The organism is Mesorhizobium sp. ANAO-SY3R2 (assembly GCF_042466635.1).
In the GTDB taxonomy this organism is placed as follows: domain Bacteria; phylum Pseudomonadota; class Alphaproteobacteria; order Rhizobiales; family Rhizobiaceae; genus Aminobacter.
This window is the reverse complement of the sequence record NZ_CP159955.1, coordinates 3,737,390-3,757,801: the sequence shown is the minus strand read 5'-3', so window position 1 is coordinate 3,757,801 and position 20,412 is coordinate 3,737,390. Positions and strand designations below refer to the sequence as shown.

Genomic DNA, 20,412 nt, shown 5'->3' with positions numbered 1-20,412 from the left:
TTGGGACGAGATGATGGTCGGGCTCATTCCGCTGCCGCCGCCTTGGCCTTGCCGCGCTCGGGGACGGGGCCTTCGAGCGTGGCGATCAGCCGGGTGCGGATGCTGTCGAGCCGGGTGGGGTTTTCGATCTTCTGGCCGGTCAGGTCGGTCACGTAGAACGTATCGATGACCTTCTCGCCAAAGGTGGTGATATGCGCCGAGGCGATGTCGAGCGAAAGATCCGAAAGCGCGCCGGTGATCTCCGACAGCAGGCCTGGCCGGTCGAGGCCCTTGACCTCGACCACCGAGAAGCGGTTGGACAGCGTATTGCGGATTTCGGCGCGCGGCGGAATGCGGAAGGTCTTTTGGCCACGCTTGGGTTTGGTGCGCTTGGCGATCATTTCCGGCAGCCAGCTCCGCCCCGACAGCACGTCCTCGATCAGCCCGCCGACGCGTTCGGCCCGCCGGCGCTCATCCTCGTCGCGGTCGAATTCGCGGCCGATCAGGATGATGTCCAGCGCCCGCCCGTCGGAGGTGGTGAAGATCTGGGCGTCGACGATGTTGCCGCCGGCCGCGGCACATGCGCCGGCGATCACCGACAGCAGCCGCGGGTGGTCCTGCGCCAGCACGGTGATCTCGGTCACCGCCTCGAACTCGCGGGTGCGCACCATCGTCGCCAATGGCTTTTGGGCCTCGTCCGCGGCACGGATGAATTCGGCATGGCGCTTCTGGTCGTCGAGATCGACGGTCAGCAGGTAATTGTCATAATGCAGCTTGACGTACTGGCTGCGCGCCGCCTCCGGCCAGCTCGAAAGTGCCGCGACAAGCGTCTCGCGGGCCACCGCCGTGCGCTCGGCGCGCGACAGTTCCGAGAAGCCGCCGGTCAGCAGCAGCTCGGTCTCGAAGTAGAGCGTGCGTAGCAACTGGCCCTTCCAGCCGTTCCAGACGCCCGGCCCCACGCCGCGCGTGTCGCAGACCGTCAGGATCAGCAGAAGCTTCAGCCGTTCGACCGATTGCACCACGTCGGCAAAGTCGTCGATGGTCTTGCGGTCGTTGAGGTCGCGCGTCTGCGCCGTCATCGACATGACCAGATGGTTTTCCACCAGCCAGGCGACGGTTTCGGTATCGGCCGGCGAGAGCCCCATATGCGGGCAGATGCGGCGCGCGATCTTGGCGCCCGCTACCGAATGGTCCTCCGGACGCCCCTTGGCGATATCGTGCAGCAGCACCGCGACATAGAGCACCTCGCGCTGCTTCTTCAGGCTCCCGATCAGCGAGTGGCTGAGAGGATGGATCTTCTCGCCGTCGCCATGCTCGATCTCGGACAATACGCCGATGCACCGAAGCAGGTGCTCGTCCACCGTATAGTGGTGGTACATCGAGAACTGCATCATGGCGACGATCTTGCCGAAGTCGGGGATGAGCCGGCCGAGAAGCCCGGCCTCGTTCATGCGCCGCATGTTGAGTTCGGGATCGCGGTCCGAGGTCAGGATGTCGAGGAACAGCCGGTTGGCTTCCTGGTTGCGGCGCAGGCCCTTGTCGACCAGGCCGAGCGAGCGGGTCAAAAGCTTCAATGCATTGGGGTGCAGCTCCAGCCCGTGCAGGTCGGCGAACCAGAAGAAGCGCAGCATGTTCACCGGATCGCGCTCGAACACCTTGTCATCGGCGACGTTGATGCGCTGGTTGTCGATGATGAAGTCGCTGGTGCCGGCAAGCTTGCGCTTGCGCCGCGAAAAGCCCTGCAGCAGCCCGTGGAAGCCTGGCGCGTCCTTGGCCTGTTCCTCTTCAAGTGCTGCACAGAAGATGCGGGTCAGGTCGCCGACTTCCTTGGCGACCAGGAAGTAGTCCTTCATGAAGCGCTCGACCGCCGAAAGCCCGGGCTGGGTAGTGTAGCCCAGCCGCTCGGCGATTTCGCGCTGGATGTCGAAATGCAGCCGCTCCTCTGGCTTTCCAGTCAGGAAATGCATGTGGCAGCGCACTGCCCACAAGAAGTCCTCGGCCTCGACGAACTGGCCGTATTCACCCTCGGTGAACACGCCCTTGTCGATCAGCTCGGCGCCGGTGCGCACCCGGTAATAGTACTTGGCGATCCAGAACAGCGTGTGCAGGTCGCGCAGGCCGCCCTTGCCGTCCTTGATGTTGGGCTCGACCAGATAGCGGCTCTCGCCCGATTTGGCGTGGCGGGCGTCGCGCTCGGCCAGCTTGGCGTGGACATATTCGGGCCCGGTGTCCTTCACCAGCTCGTTGTCGAAGCGCTCGATCAGTTCGTCGCACAGCGTCTGCTCGCCCCAGATGAAGCGCGCCTCGAGGATCGCCGTGCGGATGGTGATGTCGGTGCGCGACAGCCTCAGGCACTCATCGATGTTGCGGGTGGCGTGGCCGACCTTCAGCCCCATGTCCCACAGCATGTAGAGCATGTATTCGACGATTTGCTCGCCCCAGGGCGTCTGCTTGTAGGGAAGCAGGAACAGAAGGTCGATGTCAGAGCCCGGCGCCAGCGTGCCGCGGCCATAGCCGCCGACGGCCACGACCGCCATACGCTCGGCCTGCGAGGGGTTCTTGGCCCGATAGACGTGGGTGACGGCGAAGTCGTAGAGGACCCGGATGATCTCGTCCATCAGGTGCGAAATCCGGGTGGCGCAGGCCGTGCCGCCCTCGTCCTCCATCAGCATTTTCTCGGCGATCTTCTTGCCGGCGGCGATGCGTTCCTTGAACAACTGCAGCGCCTTGGCGCGGATTTCCGGGTTGGAGCCGTCGCCGGTGTCTCCGGTCAGTGCCGTCAGTTCGCGGCGCAGTTCGTCTGCGTCGATCAGCATGTCGAGTTTGAGTGGAACGCTGTTCATGTGCCTCGGTCGGCCTCGCCCTTGAGGACGCGTCTATAGCGCGAAAAATTGGCCGTGGGTATGGCCGCGCGTTGCCCGAGTTGACGCTGATGCAGCGTGTTCGAGTCTCGATCCGGTGTACCCACAATGCTGGCTGCCTCTGGCCAGAAGCAGCCACCCTCTATAAAGGACTGCGAGCCTCTGGCTTGTCCGCGCACTGCATGGTGCCGCAGGCAAGTTGACCTGGATGCGGCAGGCCGCACAGGTCAGCAGCGGCATAGTGCATGACCCCGAAAATCAGAATCGCTTTTCGGAAAGGATCATGCACAAATCCAAAGTGTTACAGCGTCCTTTGCGCGTCCAAAAGGACGCGCGGCGCTGTAACGGTCGGTGCCTCCGCGTTAGCGGTCACTACTCCCCCAGCATGCCGGTAAGCGAGGCGCCTATGCAGTTGCAACAAGACGTGATCGAACAGGTGATCGCCGATATAGGCCGACTCGCCGCGCTTCGGGAGTTCGACATTCTCGATACGCCGCGCGAACTGGCTTTCGATCGCATATCGGAGCTGATCAAGCTCATTTTCGATGTCGAAATAGGCATCGTGTCCATGATCGATGCGCACCGGCAATGGTACAAGTCGGTGGTCGGTTTGCCGACTAGTGAAGCGTCGCTGGACGGAACGTTTTGTCGCTACACCCTGCAGCTTGGCCGCCCCGTGATCGTGCCCGACGCTGCCAAGGATCCCCGATTCTGCGACAACCCTCATGTTACCGACGGACCGCGTATTCGGTTTTATGCAGGTGCGCCAATAATCACAAACACCGGCGAGGTCATTGGCACGATTTGCGCGGTCGATGGGAGGGTCCGTGAGTTTGGGCCACGAGAAGAAGCAATCCTCGTCCATTTGGCTGCTCTGGTGATGCGCGAACTTGAACTGCGTCAGGAAACGGCCACTGACACACTAACCGGGGCGGGCAGCCGGAAGGCGTTCAAGGATGAAGCCAACAAACTTCTTGCGCTCGTGAGCCGCGACGGCATGCCCTTGAGTTGCATCGCCTTGGATGTAGATCACTTCAAGCGCATCAACGATACCTATGGACATGCGGCCGGAGATCAGGTGCTGACCGGCATCGTTCGCGGGCTCAAAGACGAATTGCGGCAGAGCGACTTTGTGGGCCGAGTAGGTGGCGAGGAGTTTGCCGTGCTGCTGCCGCAAACGGACCCGACAACTGCTGTTCTGGTCGCCGAGAAACTCCGTCAGCGCATCAAGGCGCTCCAGTTTCCAGGGAGCGATCTTCCCATAAAAGTCACCATCTCCCTAGGTGTCGCCAGCTACAATCAAGGCGACGATGTGGAGAGTCTTGTGGCGAGGGCAGACAAGGCACTCTATGAAGCCAAACGAACGGGCCGCGATCGCACATGCCGCTCTGACGGCCCGGCGGTTCCCATAAAGATCAACCGACGCAGGGTACTTCAGGCGGGTCAGATCATCTTCGACAATGGCAGGTCGGTGTACGACTGCACCATTCGGGCCTTCTGGGACAACGGAGCTGAAATCGCAGTGTCGCTTCCAACTGCTGTCCCGGATCAGTTCGAGCTGGTTATCAAAGATACCGCAGATCGACGCCATTGCAGATTGATTGGCCGCGCTGCCGGTTCCGTCGAGGCGGCTTTCTGAAAAGCCAGGAAGTGGATATGCGGTGATGTCGGTGGATCAGCAGCAGTCGTTGGTGGCGTTTGCGATGTAAAATCCGCGATTTTCCAGGCTATTGACCTTCCATGTACTGGAACCCCTAAGCTCGGCCGATCATGCAATTGCTGGATCCGGCCGATGAATGACCCGCACGATCCCCACGCCCATCACCACACCGCCACCCCGCCCGATGCCATGGAGCGCGACCCCGTCTGCGGCATGACGGTCGATCCCGCCGCCGGCAAGCCGCGGTTCGAACATGGCGGCCGCCTGTTCCATTTCTGCAGTGCCTCTTGCCGTGACAAGTTCAAGGCGGATCCGGAAAAGTACCTGGGCGACAGGCCCGCGGAAAAACCTGCGCCCAAGGGCACGCAATACACCTGCCCGATGCATCCCGAGATCATCCGCGATCAGCCGGGTTCATGCCCGATCTGCGGCATGGCGCTCGAACCGATGATGCCGACCGGCGAGGAAGGCCCCAGCCCCGAACTGGTCGATTTTGTCAGGCGCTTCTGGGTCAGCGCCGTCCTGTCCGTTCCGCTGCTGGTCCTCACCATGGGGCCGATGTTTGGTTTGCCGGTACGCGAGTGGATCGGCGAGCGCACCGCCGTCTGGCTCGAACTTGTGCTCGCCACGCCCGTCGTGCTGTGGGCGGCGCTACCGTTTTTCCGCCGTGGCTGGGAGTCGGTCCTCAACCGCAGCCCCAACATGTGGACGCTGATCTCGCTCGGCGTCGGCGCGGCCTATCTCTACTCCGTCGTCGCCACGCTGTTCCCGCATCTGTTTCCACACCAGTTTCGGGGGCATGGCGGTTCTGTGCCGGTCTACTTCGAAGCGGCAGCGGTCATCGTGGCGCTCGTCTTCCTCGGCCAGGTATTGGAACTGCGCGCCCGCGAGCGCACCGGCTCGGCCATCCGCGCGCTGCTCGACCTCGCGCCAAAAACCGCGCGCCGCATTGCCGCCGACGGGTCGGAGAGCGAAGTGCCGCTGGAGAGTGTGATCGCCGGCGACCGCCTGCGTATCCGTCCGGGCGACGCCGTGCCGGTTGATGGCATCGTCGAAGACGGCCGCTCTTCGGTCGATGAATCGCTGATCACAGGCGAGCCGGTGCCGGTCGAAAAGACCCAGGGCGACAAGCTTACCGGCGGCACGCTCAACAAGAACGGCACGCTCGTCATGCGCGCCGAAAGGGTGGGCGCTGACACCGTGCTGTCGCAGATCGTCGACATGGTCGCCAGGGCCCAGCGCAGCCGCGCGCCGATCCAGGGCCTCGCTGACCGCGTCTCGTTCTATTTCGTGCCGGCGGTGGTGCTGGTCGCCATTGTCGCCTTCATCGTCTGGGCGCTGGTCGGCCCCGAGCCGAGCATGGTCTTTGCCATCGTCTCGGCGGTGTCGGTGCTGATCATCGCCTGTCCCTGCGCGCTCGGCCTCGCCACCCCGATGTCGATCATGACCGCCACCGGCCGCGGTGCCCAGGCCGGCGTGCTGATCAAGGATGCCGAGGCGCTTGAGCGATTTTCCAAGGTCGGCACCCTGATCGTCGACAAGACCGGCACCCTGACCGAGGGCCGGCCGAAGCTGACCGACGTGGTCACCGCCGAAGGCATCGCCGAGAACGAGCTGCTGGCGCTCGCCGCCGGCCTCGAAAGGGGCTCGGAGCATCCGCTGGCCGAGGCAATCGTCGAAGGTGCCGCCGCCCGTGGCGTGACCGTGCCCGAGGTCGGCGATTTCGAGGCCGTCACCGGCAAGGGCGTCGCCGGCACTGTATCGGGGCGCAAGGTGGCGCTCGGCAACGCCGCCATGATGGTCGACCTCGGCCTCGACATCGCAGAGCTTTCCACCCGCGCCGACGCACTGCGCACCGACGGGAAGACGGCGATGTTCGTCGCCGTCGACGGCAAGCCGGCTGGCCTTGTCGCCGTCGCCGACCCGATCAAGGCTAACGCTGCCGAGGCGATCCGCGAGCTGCACGCGCATGGCCTGCGCATCGTCATGGCGACCGGCGACAACGAGCGCACCGCGCGTGCCGTCGCCCAGAAGCTCGGCATCGACGAGGTCCGCGCCGATATGCAGCCCGAGAGCAAGAAGATGCTGATCGACGAGCTCCGCGCCCGGGGCGAGGGTGTTGCCATGGCCGGCGACGGCGTCAACGACGCGCCCGCCCTTGCCGCCGCCGATGTCGGCATCGCCATGGGCACCGGCGCTGACGTCGCCATGGAAAGTGCCGGCATCACCCTGCTCAAGGGTGACCTCACCGGCATCGTGCGTGCCCGCAAGCTCGCCCAGGGGACCATGCGCAACATCAAGGAGAACCTGTTTTTCGCCTTCGTCTACAACGCGCTGGGTGTTCCGGTGGCAGCGGGCATCCTATATCCGGTCCTCGGCACGCTGTTGTCGCCGATGATTGCCGCCGCCGCGATGAGCCTGTCGTCGGTGTCGGTCATTGCCAATGCGCTGCGGCTCAGGACCATCAAGCTCTGAGCCGGAGCACGAGACTAGGAGTATCTGGATGAACCTGATGAAAAAGACCGTGCTGGCCCTGATGGCGGCGGGCATGCTCGTCGCCGTGCTGCTCGAAACCGCCCCGGCCCAGACCGACCACAGCGCCCACACCATGCCGGCACCGGCAGCCAGCGCCTCGGTCGAGGCCAACAAGGCGGCGATGGACAAGATGCATCAGGCGATGATGACGGTGGAATATTCCGGCGACGCCGACATCGACTTCGCCCGCGGCATGATCCCGCATCACCAGGCCGCCGTCGACATGGCCAAAATCGTGCTCAAGCACGGCAAGGATCCGGAAATGCGCAAGCTGGCCGAGGACGTGATCGCTGCCCAGGAAGCCGAGATCAACCAGATGGAAGCCTGGCTCGCCGCCCATCCGGCGAAGTGAGACAAACAGCCGTCAGGGAGAAAACCATGGCCGCATCGCCCGCAACGACCACGCTTCCCTCAGGCGAAGCCGTTCCGGTGCTCGGGCAGGGCACCTGGATGATGGGCGAGGATATCAGGCGTGCGGCCGACGAGGTCGCCGCCCTCCGGCTCGGTCTCGATCTTGGCGTCAGCCTGATCGACACCGCCGAAATGTATGGCGACGGCGGCGCCGAGCAGGTGGTGGCCGAGGCCATCACTGGGCGTCGCGACGAGGTTTTTTTGGTCTCCAAGGTGCTGCCCACCAACGCTACGCGCAGCGGCGTTCTCCGCGCCTGCGAGGCGAGCCTGAGACGGCTGCGCACCGACCGCATCGACCTCTATCTGCTGCATTGGCGCAGCAGTGTGCCCCTCGCCGAAACCATCGCCGCCTTCGAGGAGCTCCGCCAGGCCGGCAAGATCCGCCATTGGGGCGTCAGCAATTTCGACACCGACGACATGGACGAGCTCGCTGCCCTGCCGGCCGGCGCTGCCTGCCAGGCCAACCAGGTGCTCTACAATCTCACCCGCCGCGGCATCGAGTTCGACCTTTTGCCCTGGTGCCGGGCGCGAGGCATGCCGGTCATGGCCTATTCGCCGGTCGAGCAGGGGGCGTTGTCCAGCCACAAGGGCCTCGCCGCCATCGCCGCGCGCCACGATGCCACGCCGGCGCAAATCGCGCTCGCCTGGGTGCTGGCCCAGCGTGGTGTCATCGCCATCCCCAAGGCCACCAGCCTGGAGCATGTCCGCCAGAATGCCGCCGCGTGCGACATCCGCCTCGCTCCGGAAGACCTCGCCGAACTCGACCGCCTCTTCCCGCCGCCAGCGCGCAAACGCCCGCTGGAGACGACCTGAGCGCTAGTGCATGACCCCGAAAATCAGAACCGATTTTCGGAAAGGATCATGCACCAATTCAAAGTGCTACAGCGCTGCGCGTCCAAAAGGACGCGCAGCGCTGTAGCGAAGCGGCTCCCAGCTTTGCGGTCTCGCCTCAGAAGCGCTGGCTTGCGCCCAGCTTCGCCCCGACCGACTTGCCGCCCTCGCCCTCGAGGTTGAAGAGCAGCGCCGCGTCGATCGCCCAGCCATTGACGGCCTGCAGCGACAGGCCGCTCGACACCGAGCCGAACAGGCCCGCGCCGTCGAGGCCGGAGAAGCCGGCGGTTGCGCCCAGCTTTGGCGTGAGTGTCGAGCCGCTTTCCAGCGTGAACGACCGGGCGATCTCGGCGCCCAGGCTGACGCGCAGCTGCTCCTGCGCGAAGCCGTCGAGCTCGATCCGGTCGCCGGCGTCGTTCTCGACCGCGTAGTCCTCGACCTTCTCGGCGAAGTAGACCGCCCGCAGCCTTGGCGTCAGCACGGTAACGTCGTCGAGCTGCCATTGCCCGGTGATCGCGGTGTCGAAGAGTAAGCGCCTGGTGTCGAAGCTGCCGTCCCAGAATGGCGTGCCGATGTCGTTGGCAGAGCCGCCGTAGAGCAGGCTGGTGTCCCAGAACACGTGCCTACCGAGCTCGAACGAGGCGTAGGGGCCGACCAGCCAGCCATTGCCGGTCAGCTCGCCGTCCGCGTCGGTCGGGTCGGTCATGCGGTCATAGTGGAAGGACAGGCCGACCAGCGCCTTTTCGGAGACCAGATAGTCGGCGCCGACCGAGACCATGCCGAAGCTGCCCCACTTGCCGTCGCTGTCGTCGCGGCGATGCGCCAGAAACGCGCCGTCGACCCAGATGTTGAAGGGCGAAGCGGCTGCGCTCGCGTCGCCCGACTTGTCGCGGGCCGCCTGCATCTGCACCAGGCTGGTGGCGTAGCCAAGCGTCAGCCCGTCGGCCGACGGCGTCAGCCGGGCGCTGGCGGGCGCGGCGGACGTCGCCATGCGGCGGCGTTCCTTGAGGCTGGGCAGCGCGATGGTCGAGGCGATCATGTTCTGGCGCGATTGCACGAAGCCGCGCACCAGGCTGTCGGCGTCGTGGGCCACCCTGGCGGGGCCGAACGTGTAGGTGACGGCGCCGGTGCTGCTGCCCGCGGCGTTGATCAGGCGGAACCGGACACGGACCTGCCCGAAATAGGCCGGGTCGGGCGTGAACTTCAGATACCAACCGACCGGGGCGACCGGTCCGGCGGCGGCATAGTCGCCCTGGGTGATCTCGGCCCGGCCGGCATTGACCGGCTCCACCGAAACCAGCTCGGCATCATCGAACGGCCCGCCAGAGGCGCCGGCGTCGAGCCGCACGGGGGCCGGCGTCATTCCGCCGTCGGCCTCGATTTCCTGGTCCGGCACCACGGCTTGCCCGGCCGTCACCGCCAGCGTGTAGCCTGCAGCCACCGTATCGTTATTGGCGTCGGTGGCGGTGATGGTGAAGCTGGCGCTTTCGACCGTCGTCGGCGTGCCGGAAATTGCACCCGTCGCGGTATTCAGCGACAGGCCTGCCGGAAGCGTGCCGGTCACGGCGTAGCTGTAGGGCGCGGTGCCGCCGGAGGTGGAGACCGTCACGCCGGGATAGATGACACCTGTCGTGCCACCGGCCAGCGCGCCCGCTACAGGCGACAGCGTCAGAGCAGGCGCGGCGCGGGTGATCGTTAGCTGATAGGTTCTGGTGCTGCCGTCCTGGGCGGTCACGACGACCCATATCGTGTTGGCGCCGACAGCGAGCGAGATCGATCCCCCGACACCGGAAGCAGTAGCAGACCCGTTCACCGTGATCGTCGCGCTGGCGTCACTTAGTGTCGGCACGACAACGATGGCGGCAACGGTGTTTGCGACGGAAGTCGTATAGGCGAGCGTTCCGGGGGCGAAGGCTGGCGACAGCGTGCCGCTGCTTATGGTGAGGTTGGAAAGCGTGCCGTCAACATAGCGGTAGCCGGCCGACACCGTTGTGGTGCCTCCGCTGGTGGTCACGCTGACGCCGACCGCGCCGGCCAAGCCGGCCGGCGTGGTGGCGGTGATGGAGGTATCGCTGTTGACGATCACGCCGCTCGCGGGCTCGCTGCCGAACTGCACCGCCGTCGCGCCCGTGAAGTTGGTGCCCCCGATCGTGACGACTGTTCCGCCTGCGGCCGGCCCCATATGCGGATGGATTGCATTGATCATCGGCGGGCTGTTGACTGTCAGCGCGGCCGCGTCCGAGACGGCGCTGGACGTAGGCAAGCCGGTTCCGACACGATACACGACGACGCGGTACTGATAACCGTTCAATTCGATGGTCGCGCCGGTGATGCTCAGCGTCGCGCTGGTCGCGCCGGAATAGAGGGCGCCGTCACTGATGTTGATGAAGCCGGCGCCTTGGTCGACCTGCCACTGGTAGCCGGTGGCGTTTTCGGCCGTCACGCTGAAGCTGGCGGTGCCGCCGGCGGCAATGGTCGAGGAGGACGGCTGTGCGGTGATTGACGGCGGCGGCGGCGAGACGGTGATTGTCACCGTGGCGGGGGCCGATGTGCCGCCACCATTGGTCGCGGTGTAGGTGAAGCTGTCGGAGCCGGAATAGCCGGGATTCGGGGTATAGGTGATTGCCATGCCCGACAACACCGTAGCGCCATGGCCGGCGGCGCTGGCGACCGCGACCCAGGTCGGCGTCCCTCCGGAGATGTTGAGCGTGATCGCGTTGGCTGACGAGTTCGCCGCCACCGTCGCCGAGACATCGTTGGCCACCGGCGGCAGCGGCGCGGCGCGGGTGACTGTCAGCGTATAGATCCTGATGGTGGTGCCGTCCTGGGCGGTCACGGCGATCACGATCGTGTTGGCGCCGACATTCAAGGAGATCGTGCTGGCGTTGCCGGACGTGACTGCAGCGCCGTTCACCGTCATCGTCGCGCTGGCGTCATTTATTGTCGGCCTGACGTCGATGCTGGTCACGTTGCTTGCCACCGCAGCCGTGTAGCTTGTCGTGCCGGCTGCAAAACCAGGCGACAGCGTGCCGCTGCTTATCGTAAGATTGGCAAGCGTTGCGTCGCTTGCCAGCGTATAGGTGAAGCCGGACGTCAGCGTTGCACTGCCTCCGGGGGTGTTCACGCTGACATCGACACTTCCGGCGGCATGGGCGGGAATCGTGGCGGTGATGGTCGTGTCGTTGACAACGGTGAAGCTGCTCGCCGACGTTCCGCCAAAACGGACTGCACTAGCGCCTGTCAGGTTCGACCCCGAGAGCGTGACTGTCGTACCGCCGGCGGCATTGCCCGAGTTCGGGGCGGCGGACGTGAGCGTCGGCGCAGCCGCCGCGCGGGTCACCGTCACCGTATAGGTTTTGGTCGTCACACCGTCTGCGGCCTTTCCGATGATGGTGACCGTGTTGTCGCCGAAATTGAGAGAGGTGCTCCACGATGAGCCGCTTTTGCGTCCCCCCACGCCGCCAGCATGATAGGTCGCATCAGGATCCGAAGTGTCGGCGTTCATCCAGATGACGTTTGTCCCAGAGGGAACAGAAACGGAATACTCGGTTGTCTGCTTGTCAAAGGTTGGCGTCAGTGTGCCAACTCCGACCCAGATGTTGGAAAGCGTGGCGTCACTCGATAGCGCGGCATTGACCGTCAGCGCTGCCGAATTCGACGTGGCGTTGGGTGTAACTAAGCCGGTTGCGACGACGCGGTACAGATAGCCGTTCATGCCGGCGGTGGCGCCAGTGATGGTCAGGGTTGCCGTGGTCGCGCCGGAATAGGGGGCGCCGTTGCTGATGTCGATGAAGCCGGAGCCGGTATTCACCTGCCACTGGTAGCTGGTGGCGTTCGAGGCCGTCACGCTGAAGGTGGTGTTGGCGCCGGCGGCTGTCGTGGAATTCGATGGCTGCGCGGTGATCGAGGGGGGCGTGGCGGTGGCCGTGCAGGTGACGGTAGCGTGCACGGTTCCGCCAGTTGAACCGCTCCAGGCGTAGATGACGTAGCCGTCGTCATCCGCGGATACGACATGCGAGCCACTGAGGCTCAGTTCATCCCCCGGCACAGCCTTTTCTTCCAGTATGATGTCACTGGGATAGTTGGCGCCATTGTTTTTGTAGATTGCGAAGCCCGAGTTGTCGTTGGGGTTGGGGGCGCCGGCGCCAGACGTAGTAACCGTGTAGGTGATTTTCTCACCGGCCTGAACACTGATGCCGTCGAAAGGAGTGTCAGGGGCAGGGGCGGTATAGCGAAACTGGTTCCACAACTCGTCGCCATCCGTCAGCGTGACGCTGCCGCCCCACGTTGCATTGATTGCGCTGCACCCCGGGGATTGCGCCAGTGCCGGCTGGGTTTGCAATAGTGATCCGAGAGTAACAATCGCGCACAAGACCAGGAGGGTACTTGTTGCCCCGTAGCAAGCGCGCAGCCTGGCAGCCGCCTCACCCGCGCCACGGTACGCGAGCCAAAAGCCGTCGAGAATGGAATACATCGTTCCCCCTAAGCACCACGGGGAACGGTAGTCCCAATTGCATGCTGTACTGATTCTGCAGCGATTTCTGACTCGCTCTTGAGCAGTCCGCAAGTAGTCGGAGCGGTGTTTGGCCGAGCCGCTCGCGCTGGAACAAAGATACTTGCGGGGTTTTCCCGGACAGGTTGTCGCCCTTCCGGATCGTTCGCGTTTTTTCACGTGAGGAGAGGTGGGCGCAGTTGTGACCTGCCCCTTCTTTTGCGTTGCTGGTCAAGCCCGGCGCCCTCCCCGCGCGCGCGTCAGTCTTGCCGCCCGTTGCGGGCGGGCGAACGCCTCAGCCGCCGGCCAGCCCCTTCAGCCGGTAGAGCGCGTCGAGCGCCTCGCGCGGGCTCATCTCGTCGGGGCTGAGCCCCGCCAGCGCCTTGGCCAGCGCGTCGTTGGCCACGGGCTTTTCGGCCTCGCGCTTCACCGCGATCGAAAACAGCGGCAGGTCGTCGACCAGCCGGTCGGCCTTGCCCGAGGTCTCGCTTTCTTCCAGTTGGTGCAGCACTTCCTTCGCGCGCGCCACCACGGCGTCCGGCAGGCCGGCGAGGCGGGCCACCTGCACGCCATAGGAGCGGTCGGCGGCACCCTTGCCGACCTCGTGCAAAAACACCACTTCGCCTTCCCACTCCTTGACCCGCATCGTCACGTTGTGCAGCCGGCCGAGCTTTCCTGATAGCGCAGTGAGCTCGTGGAAGTGGGTGGCAAAAATCGCCCGGCAGCGGTTTTTCTCGTGCAGATATTCGACCGCCGCCCAGGCGATCGACAGGCCGTCGAAGGTCGCGGTGCCGCGGCCGATCTCGTCGAGGATGACCAGCGTCCGTTCGCCCGCCTGGTTGAGGATGGCGGCGGTCTCGACCATCTCGACCATGAAGGTCGAGCGCCCGCGGGCGAGGTCGTCGGAAGCGCCGACGCGGGAGAACAACCGGTCGACCACGCCGATATGGGCACTTTGGGCCGGTACGAAAGAACCCATCTGGGCGAGGATCGCAATCAGCGCGTTCTGGCGCAGGAAGGTCGACTTACCGCCCATGTTGGGGCCGGTCAGAAGCCAGATCGCGCCGTTCTTGTCGTTGCCGTCGGGCGACAGGTCGCAGTCGTTGGCGACGAAGGGCGCGGCCGCCGCGCGCCGCAGCGCCTGCTCGACAACGGGGTGGCGGCCTCCCGAAATCTCGAAGGCGAGGCTGGCGTCGACCTCAGGCCGGCACCAGGCCTCGTTCTGGGCCAGCACGCTAAGTGCTGCCGACACGTCGAGCACCGACAGCGCGTCCGCTCCCGCACGGATCGCCTGGGCATGGCTGACCGCCTCCGCCACCAGGGCTTCGAAGGCTGACAGTTCGATGGTCAGCGCCCGATCGGCGGCGTTGGCGATCTTGGTCTCGAGGCCTGCGAGTTCGGTGGTGGTGAAGCGCATCGCGCTCGCCATGGTCTGGCGATGGATGAAGCGCGCCTTGGCCTCGTCGGTGCCGTTCAGCACCGCCTGGTGGTTGGCCGTCACCTCGATGTAGTAGCCGAGCACGTTGTTGTGGCGGATCTTGAGCGAGCGGATGCCCGTCTCCTCGATGAGATCCCGTTCCATGCCGGCGATCACCCGGCGTGACTGGTCGCGCAGCGCCCGCATCTCGTCGAGCTCGCCATGGTAGCCCGTTCGGACAAAACCGCCGTCGCGCTTGAGCAGCGGCAGTTCTTCCCCGAGTGCTGTGTCGAGATGGTCGGCGAAGTCGGCAGGTAGCGCAGCGATCGCCGCCATGGCGGCACCCAGTTCCCTGGGCAGCGCCGCCCCGCCAAACAGCCCTGCAATGGTCCGCGCGGCGGCAAAGCCCGAGCGCAGCGCACCCAAGTCGCGCGGTCCGCCGCGGTTGAGCGCCAGCCGCGAAAGCGCCCGCGGCATGTCGGCGACGCCCTTGAGACTGAGCCTGAGCGCCTCGGTCAGCCTTGTCTCGCTCTGGAAGAACGACACCGCGTCGAGCCGGTTGGCAATCGCCTCCGGGTCGGTCAGCGGCGACATCAGCCGGTCGGCGAGCAGGCGCGCGCCGCCGCCGGTCACCGTGCGGTCGATGGCGCGGAACAGCGAGCCGTCGCGGCTACCCGAGAGCGTGCGCAAAAGTTCGAGATTGGCGCGCGTCGCCGGGTCGATGAACAGCGTCGCCCCTTCCTGCTCGCGCTCGGGATGGGCCAGCGGCGGCCGCTCGGCCTTCTGGGTCTTTTCGACATAGGCAATCGCCCCCGAAATCGCCGACAGCTCGGCGCGGGAAAACGCGCCAAAACTGTCCGGCGTCGCCACCTCGTAGAACCGGGCGATGCGCTGCGGGGCTGCGGTCGAGTCGAACAGGGAAGGCGGCTGCGGGCTGACGATGCGGCCGACCAGGTCGAAGGTCGGCCTGAGCTCCTCGTCATGGAAGGCCGGTTCGGCGACGATCAGCTCGCGCGGGTCGATGCGGAAGATGTCGGCGGCAAGCCGCTCGGGCGAAGTTTCCGCCACCCGGAACACGCCGGTCGAGATCTCGATCCAGGCGAGTGCCAGGGTCGCTTCGCCCGCGCCCTTGACCCGGCCCAGCGCCATCAGAAAATTCGATTCCTGCGGCGCCAGCAGCTTGTCTTCGGTGATCGTGCCGGGGGTGACGAGGCGCACCACGTCGCGCTTGACCACCGATTTCGAGCCGCGCTTCTTGGCCTCCGCCGGATCCTCGATCTGCTCGCACACCGCGACCCGATGGCCGAGGCCGATCAGCTTCTGCAGATAGTCGTCGGCCGCATGGATCGGCACGCCGCACATCGGGATGTCCTGGCCCTGATGCTTGCCGCGCTTGGTCAGCACGATGCCGAGCGCGCGGCTGGCGATCTCGGCGTCGTCGAAGAACAGCTCGTAGAAGTCGCCCATGCGGTAGAACAGCAGCGAATCCGGGTTCGCCGCCTTGATCTCGATATACTGCTCCATCATCGGCGTCGGCGCGGCCATGCCGGCCATGGCAACGGCGGCGCTGCGAGGGGTTTCGTCGTTCACAGGCTCTTCCGCTAAAAAGTGTTTCACCCCTGCTTGGCGGTTTACAGCGCCGATGTGTAGCCTTAATCCAAAACGCTCCACAAAAAGAAATTCTGATAGGGCAGGAACGCTTCTCATCATGGCCTCGAACAAGAAAACCGACAGCACCGGCCCCTCCGTCAGCGCCGAGGAAGCACTCGACTTCCACGCCATGGGCCGCCCGGGCAAGCTCGAGATCACACCGACCAAGCCGATGGCCACCCAGCGCGACCTGTCGCTTGCCTATTCGCCCGGCGTCGCCGTCCCCGTGCTGGCCATCGCCGAGGATCCTTCCCGCGCCTTCGACTACACCACGCGCGGCAACATGGTCGCCGTCATCTCCAACGGCACCGCGATCCTCGGCTTGGGCAATCTCGGCGCGCTCGCCTCCAAGCCCGTCATGGAAGGCAAGGCGGTGCTGTTCAAGCGCTTCGCCGACGTCGATTCCATCGACCTCGAGGTCGACACCGAGGACGCCGACGAGTTCATCAACTGCGTGCGCTTCCTGGGCCCCTCCTTCGGCGGCATCAATCTCGAGGACATCAAGGCGCCCGAATGTTTCATCATCGAGCAGAAGCTGCGCGAGCTGATGGACATCCCCGTCTTCCACGACGACCAGCACGGCACCGCCATCATCGCCGCCGCCGGCCTCATTAACGCGCTTGAAATCACCGGCCGCGACATGAAGACGACCAAGCTCGTCTGCAACGGCGCGGGCTCGGCCGGCATCGCCTGCATCGAGCTGATCAAGGCGATGGGTTTTTCGCCCGAGAACGTCACCCTGTGCGACACCAAGGGCGTGGTCTGGCAGGGCCGCACCGAGGGCATGAACCAGTGGAAGTCGGCGCACGCCGTCAAGACCGACGCCCGCAGCCTCGCCGACGCGATGGAAGGTGCCGACGTCTTCTTCGGCCTCTCCGCCAAGGGTGCGCTGACACCCGCCATGGTCCAGTCGATGGCCAAGAACCCGATCATCTTCGCCATGGCCAATCCCGATCCGGAGATCACGCCGGAGGAGGTCGCGGAGATCCGCACCGACGCCATCATGGCGACCGGCCGTTCGGACTATCCGAACCAGGTCAACAACGTGCTCGGCTTCCCCTACATTTTTCGCGGGGCGCTGGACGTCAGGGCGACAACCATCAATGACGACATGAAGATCGCCGCCGCCCACGCGCTGGCCGATCTCGCCCGCCAGGACGTGCCCGACGACGTCGCCGCCGCCTACCAGGGCAACCGGCCGAAATTCGGCCCCAACTACATCATCCCGGTGCCGTTCGACCCGCGCCTGATCGCGGCGATCCCGATCGCGGTGGCCAAGGCCGCGATGGAGAGCGGCGTCGCTCGCAAGCCGATCCTCGATCTCGACAAATACGCCAACGAGCTGTCGGCGCGACGCGACCCGCTGGCGTCCACGCTCCAGCGCATTTCCGATCGCGTGCGGCGCCAGCCCAAGCGCATCGTCTTCGCCGAGGGCGAGGAGGAGCAGGTCATGCGCGCCGCCGTCTCCTACGTCAACCAGAAGCTCGGCACCGCCATCCTGCTCGGCCGCGAGGAGCAGATCAAGGAGACCGCCCGCAACGCCGGCGTCGACCTCAACAAGCCGGGCATCGAGATCATCAATGCGCGCCTGTCGCGCCGCAACGCGATCTATGCCGACTATCTCTACGAGCGGCTGCAGCGCCAGGGCTTCCTCCAGCGCGACTGCCAGCGCCTGATCAACAACGACCGCAACCACTTCGCCGGCTGCATGGTGGCACTCGGCGACGCCGACGGCATGGTCACGGGCGTCACCCGCAACTATTCCACAGCACTCGAAGACGTCCGCCGCGTCATCGACGCCAAGCCCGGCCACCGCGTCATCGGCGTGTCGATCGTGCTGTCGCGCGGCCGCACCGTGATTGTCGCCGACACCGCCGTCCACGACATGCCGAACGCCGAGCAGATCGCCGACATCGCCGAGGAGGCCGCAGGCTATGCCCGCCGCATGGGCTACGAGCCGCGCGTGGCCATGCTCGCCTACTCGACCTTCGGCCACCCGGCCGGCGAGCGCTCCGAGCGTGTCCAGGAAGCGGTGAAAATCCTCGACAAGCGCCGTGTCGATTTCGAGTATGACGGCGAGATGGCGGCCGACGTCGCCCTCAACCCCAAGTTGATGGCGCGCTACCCGTTCTGCCGCCTCACCGGCCCGGCCAACGTGCTGGTCATGCCGGCCTTCCACTCGGCCTCGATCGCGACAAAGATGCTGCAGGAACTCGGCGGCTCCAACGTCATCGGGCCCCTCCTCGTCGGCCTCAACAAGTCGGTGCAGATCGTGCCGCTCAACGCCAAGGACTCCGACATCGTCAACATGGCGGCAATCGCGGCGTATAACGCGGGGACTTGAGAAGCGGTCGGCCTCGAGCTTGTCGAAGGGCCGATCAATCGACAACGATTTGTCGATTGAAGCTGCTCAAGGCCCGGAGCCATAGCGGAGGGCATAGCGCTGCCCTCGCTTCGGGAGTCGGCTAGGCGAAAGCGCCGAAGCTGCTGATCTCCCCCTTGTGGGGGAGATGCCCGGCAGGGCAGAGGGGGGTGGGAAGGAATGAGACGCCTCCGGCCCCTCCAATGAGCGCACCCGCTCCCGCGCGTCATCCCGGAAACCGGAGCGCAGCGCAGGTTATCCCGGACCCATTGGTCGGAAAATCGTCAGGCGCGGCCGGGTCCTCGCCTCGGCGCGCTTCATCGATGCCTTGCGAACCCGGACCCCGGCCGCGCCAGTCAATGGATCCCGGATAGGCTTCACTCCGCTCGCCTTCCGGGATGACGAAGGGCGGCGCCTGTCTGCTATGTGCAGGATTTGGCGTAGCGCCGAAGCTGCTCATCTCCACTGGTGGGGGGCGGCAGGACAGGTCATGCCGGCCGCGATCGCGACAAAGATGCTGCAGGAGCTCGACGGCGGCGCATGGCGCGGGAATGCGGTGGGGCGACGGACACCTCGGAGCTTAGCCGCAGTTCCTAAGATGAAGCCTATCTGACTTCACATCATTTTAAGGAAACGATCTAATTCGTCAATCGAAACTGCGCCGATGTATTTCTCGATCGCCTGCTTTCCATCATCGGTGGTCAAACCATGCTGCAAAATGAAGCTTTCCATCCGCTCGTCTAGAATCGTTATTGTGTTTGCTTCGATGTGGCAATTGAAGGTGTCAACTCCGGCAGTGGCAATCGCGATCTTATTTGGAGATAACGGAAACAATGCTATGTTGGCGGACTGCATTATGGCTTCCGACGCCTCTTCTAGGACATCCTTATGTTCGGCTGAGATCAGGATGTCATCCATATAGACGGACACAAGAAACCCCGCACCATTGAGCCTTTTCAGTTCGCTGCCGAGATGTGACTGCTCAAGTGAGAGCGTGGCAAGTACGGGGGACTGGCAGAAGCCGTACGGGAGCACTTTACCTGCGTTTCCCTCAACCACCACCGATTCCATTGCGATGTTGAATGCCCGTGGCGCTTTGAAGCCCACACTCCGCAAGCTGCGCGCGACGCGAGTTCGAGACACTTGACCAAAGAAATTGGTAATGTCGAATCGCGAGAAATATTTGCTTTTTTGGTGAAGCCTTAACGCGGCTACGTGGCCGCCTCTACGCTCCAAATGATAGAATATCTGATGCGGGTTGTACTTCTTAAGTACTTGCTTGATTATGGCTTTGCCGCGAATTGCCGAATTCTTCGTTTGAATATAGACGAACCGATCTGGCTTTAGTTCGTAGCGATATTCGTAGTTGTGAGTCGCCATGGGTAGAAGAGGACCTCATTCGCAAATTTCAGGACAGCGTACGAAATCATGATGATCCAGTAAACAGCCGGCCCAATCTTGCGAATGAGGCGAAGAACGTAAGTGGTAAGCATTGGCGCCTCCATTACATAGCTGACGGCCCTTCACTTGCGTGCAAGTCGTCTTCTAAGTCGATCCCCAGGGTTGCCCCAAGGTGCCGAAACATAAGGTCCCGCAAGATCCCATAAGGGGCCTCAAGGTGTTCCTACCGCCAGCTCACAGCCATATGGATGTCAGTAAGGATAGTTGCAAGTGCTGTAGCTGTGAGGGGAAGAAATTATTGCGCACCGCCTCAGTTTGAGGCCTGACAAGTGAAATATTCAAATATGCAAGCTTTCGTGCCCAACCTCACAGCGCCTATGTCACCATCTGTCAGCAATCCGCGTGGAGAAACCGCCCCGTTTTTCCACGCTTCCCAAACCTCCCGTATCATCATCCTCGCGATCTTCCACGGGACCCCGGCTGCGCACCGGGCATCGGGGGGAAGCGCCGGTGCCGGGCTGGCGGGAGGTCGGTTCTCCTGCTGGGTGTTTCACCCCCAAGCCCGGGCCTTGCGGCGGCTGGCGGCGGAAATGCCGAGGCGACTGAGCGGGGCAAGCAGCCGGGCGGGGCGCGAACGTCGCGCCACTAAAAGACTATCGGAAGGCACGGCCTCGCGCCCCGCTTCCCGGATTTTTTCACCACAATGGCCAGGCCGGAAACGGAGCGTGGCGATGGAGAAGCGCGCAGTTTTCCCTCGCGAGAAGGGCAGGTCGAGCGCTGCCGCATCGACCCCACCCGCGCCTTCGGCGCGAC

9 protein-coding genes are annotated in these 20,412 nt (G+C 64.5%); 5 read left to right on the top strand and 4 right to left on the bottom strand.

Annotated elements, in window-relative coordinates; genetic code table 11:
* Positions 1-23: 23 nt before the first annotated feature.
* Entirely contained in the window at positions 24-2,822 is a 2,799-nt protein-coding gene (locus ABSY17_RS22920) for a [protein-PII] uridylyltransferase (RefSeq protein ID WP_378945970.1), read from the bottom strand.
* A 424-nt stretch (positions 2,823-3,246) separates the two neighbouring features.
* On the opposite strand from ABSY17_RS22920, the gene ABSY17_RS22915 reads away from it, so the two are divergent.
* From ABSY17_RS22915 to ABSY17_RS22900, 4 genes are all read left to right on the top strand, one after another.
* On the top strand, positions 3,247-4,479 hold the full coding sequence (locus ABSY17_RS22915; protein WP_378945967.1) for a GGDEF domain-containing protein: 1,233 nt from the start codon (positions 3,247-3,249) through the stop codon (positions 4,477-4,479).
* Between the two features lie 153 nt (positions 4,480-4,632).
* A complete protein-coding gene (locus tag ABSY17_RS22910; RefSeq protein ID WP_378945964.1) occupies positions 4,633-6,975 on the top strand; it encodes a heavy metal translocating P-type ATPase in 2,343 nt (780 codons plus the stop codon).
* A gap of 28 nt (positions 6,976-7,003) precedes the next feature.
* Complete coding sequence (locus ABSY17_RS22905; RefSeq protein ID WP_378945961.1) at positions 7,004-7,387, top strand: DUF305 domain-containing protein; 384 nt, start codon at positions 7,004-7,006, stop codon at positions 7,385-7,387.
* A 26-nt stretch (positions 7,388-7,413) separates the two neighbouring features.
* Positions 7,414-8,259 (top strand): aldo/keto reductase, encoded by an 846-nt coding sequence (locus ABSY17_RS22900; RefSeq protein ID WP_378945958.1) that lies wholly within the window; start codon positions 7,414-7,416, stop codon positions 8,257-8,259.
* A 136-nt stretch (positions 8,260-8,395) separates the two neighbouring features.
* Here ABSY17_RS22900 and ABSY17_RS22895 read toward each other — a convergent pair whose 3' ends face one another.
* Both ABSY17_RS22895 and mutS read right to left on the bottom strand, forming a co-directional pair.
* Complete coding sequence (locus ABSY17_RS22895) at positions 8,396-12,619, bottom strand: cadherin-like beta sandwich domain-containing protein (protein ID WP_378945955.1); 4,224 nt, start codon at positions 12,617-12,619, stop codon at positions 8,396-8,398.
* A 445-nt stretch (positions 12,620-13,064) separates the two neighbouring features.
* The gene (mutS, locus tag ABSY17_RS22890) at positions 13,065-15,740 is read right to left on the bottom strand and encodes a DNA mismatch repair protein MutS (RefSeq protein WP_378952974.1); all 2,676 of its coding nucleotides are present in this window, start codon (positions 15,738-15,740) and stop codon (positions 13,065-13,067) included.
* 154 nt (positions 15,741-15,894) lie between these two features.
* Between mutS and ABSY17_RS22885 the strand changes: the two genes are divergently transcribed.
* Complete coding sequence (locus tag ABSY17_RS22885) at positions 15,895-18,180, top strand: NADP-dependent malic enzyme (protein ID WP_378945953.1); 2,286 nt, start codon at positions 15,895-15,897, stop codon at positions 18,178-18,180.
* A 633-nt stretch (positions 18,181-18,813) separates the two neighbouring features.
* Here the strand turns inward: ABSY17_RS22885 and ABSY17_RS22880 are convergent.
* Positions 18,814-19,578 (bottom strand): reverse transcriptase domain-containing protein, encoded by a 765-nt coding sequence (locus ABSY17_RS22880; RefSeq protein ID WP_378945950.1) that lies wholly within the window; start codon positions 19,576-19,578, stop codon positions 18,814-18,816.
* Positions 19,579-20,412: the final 834 nt, after the last annotated feature.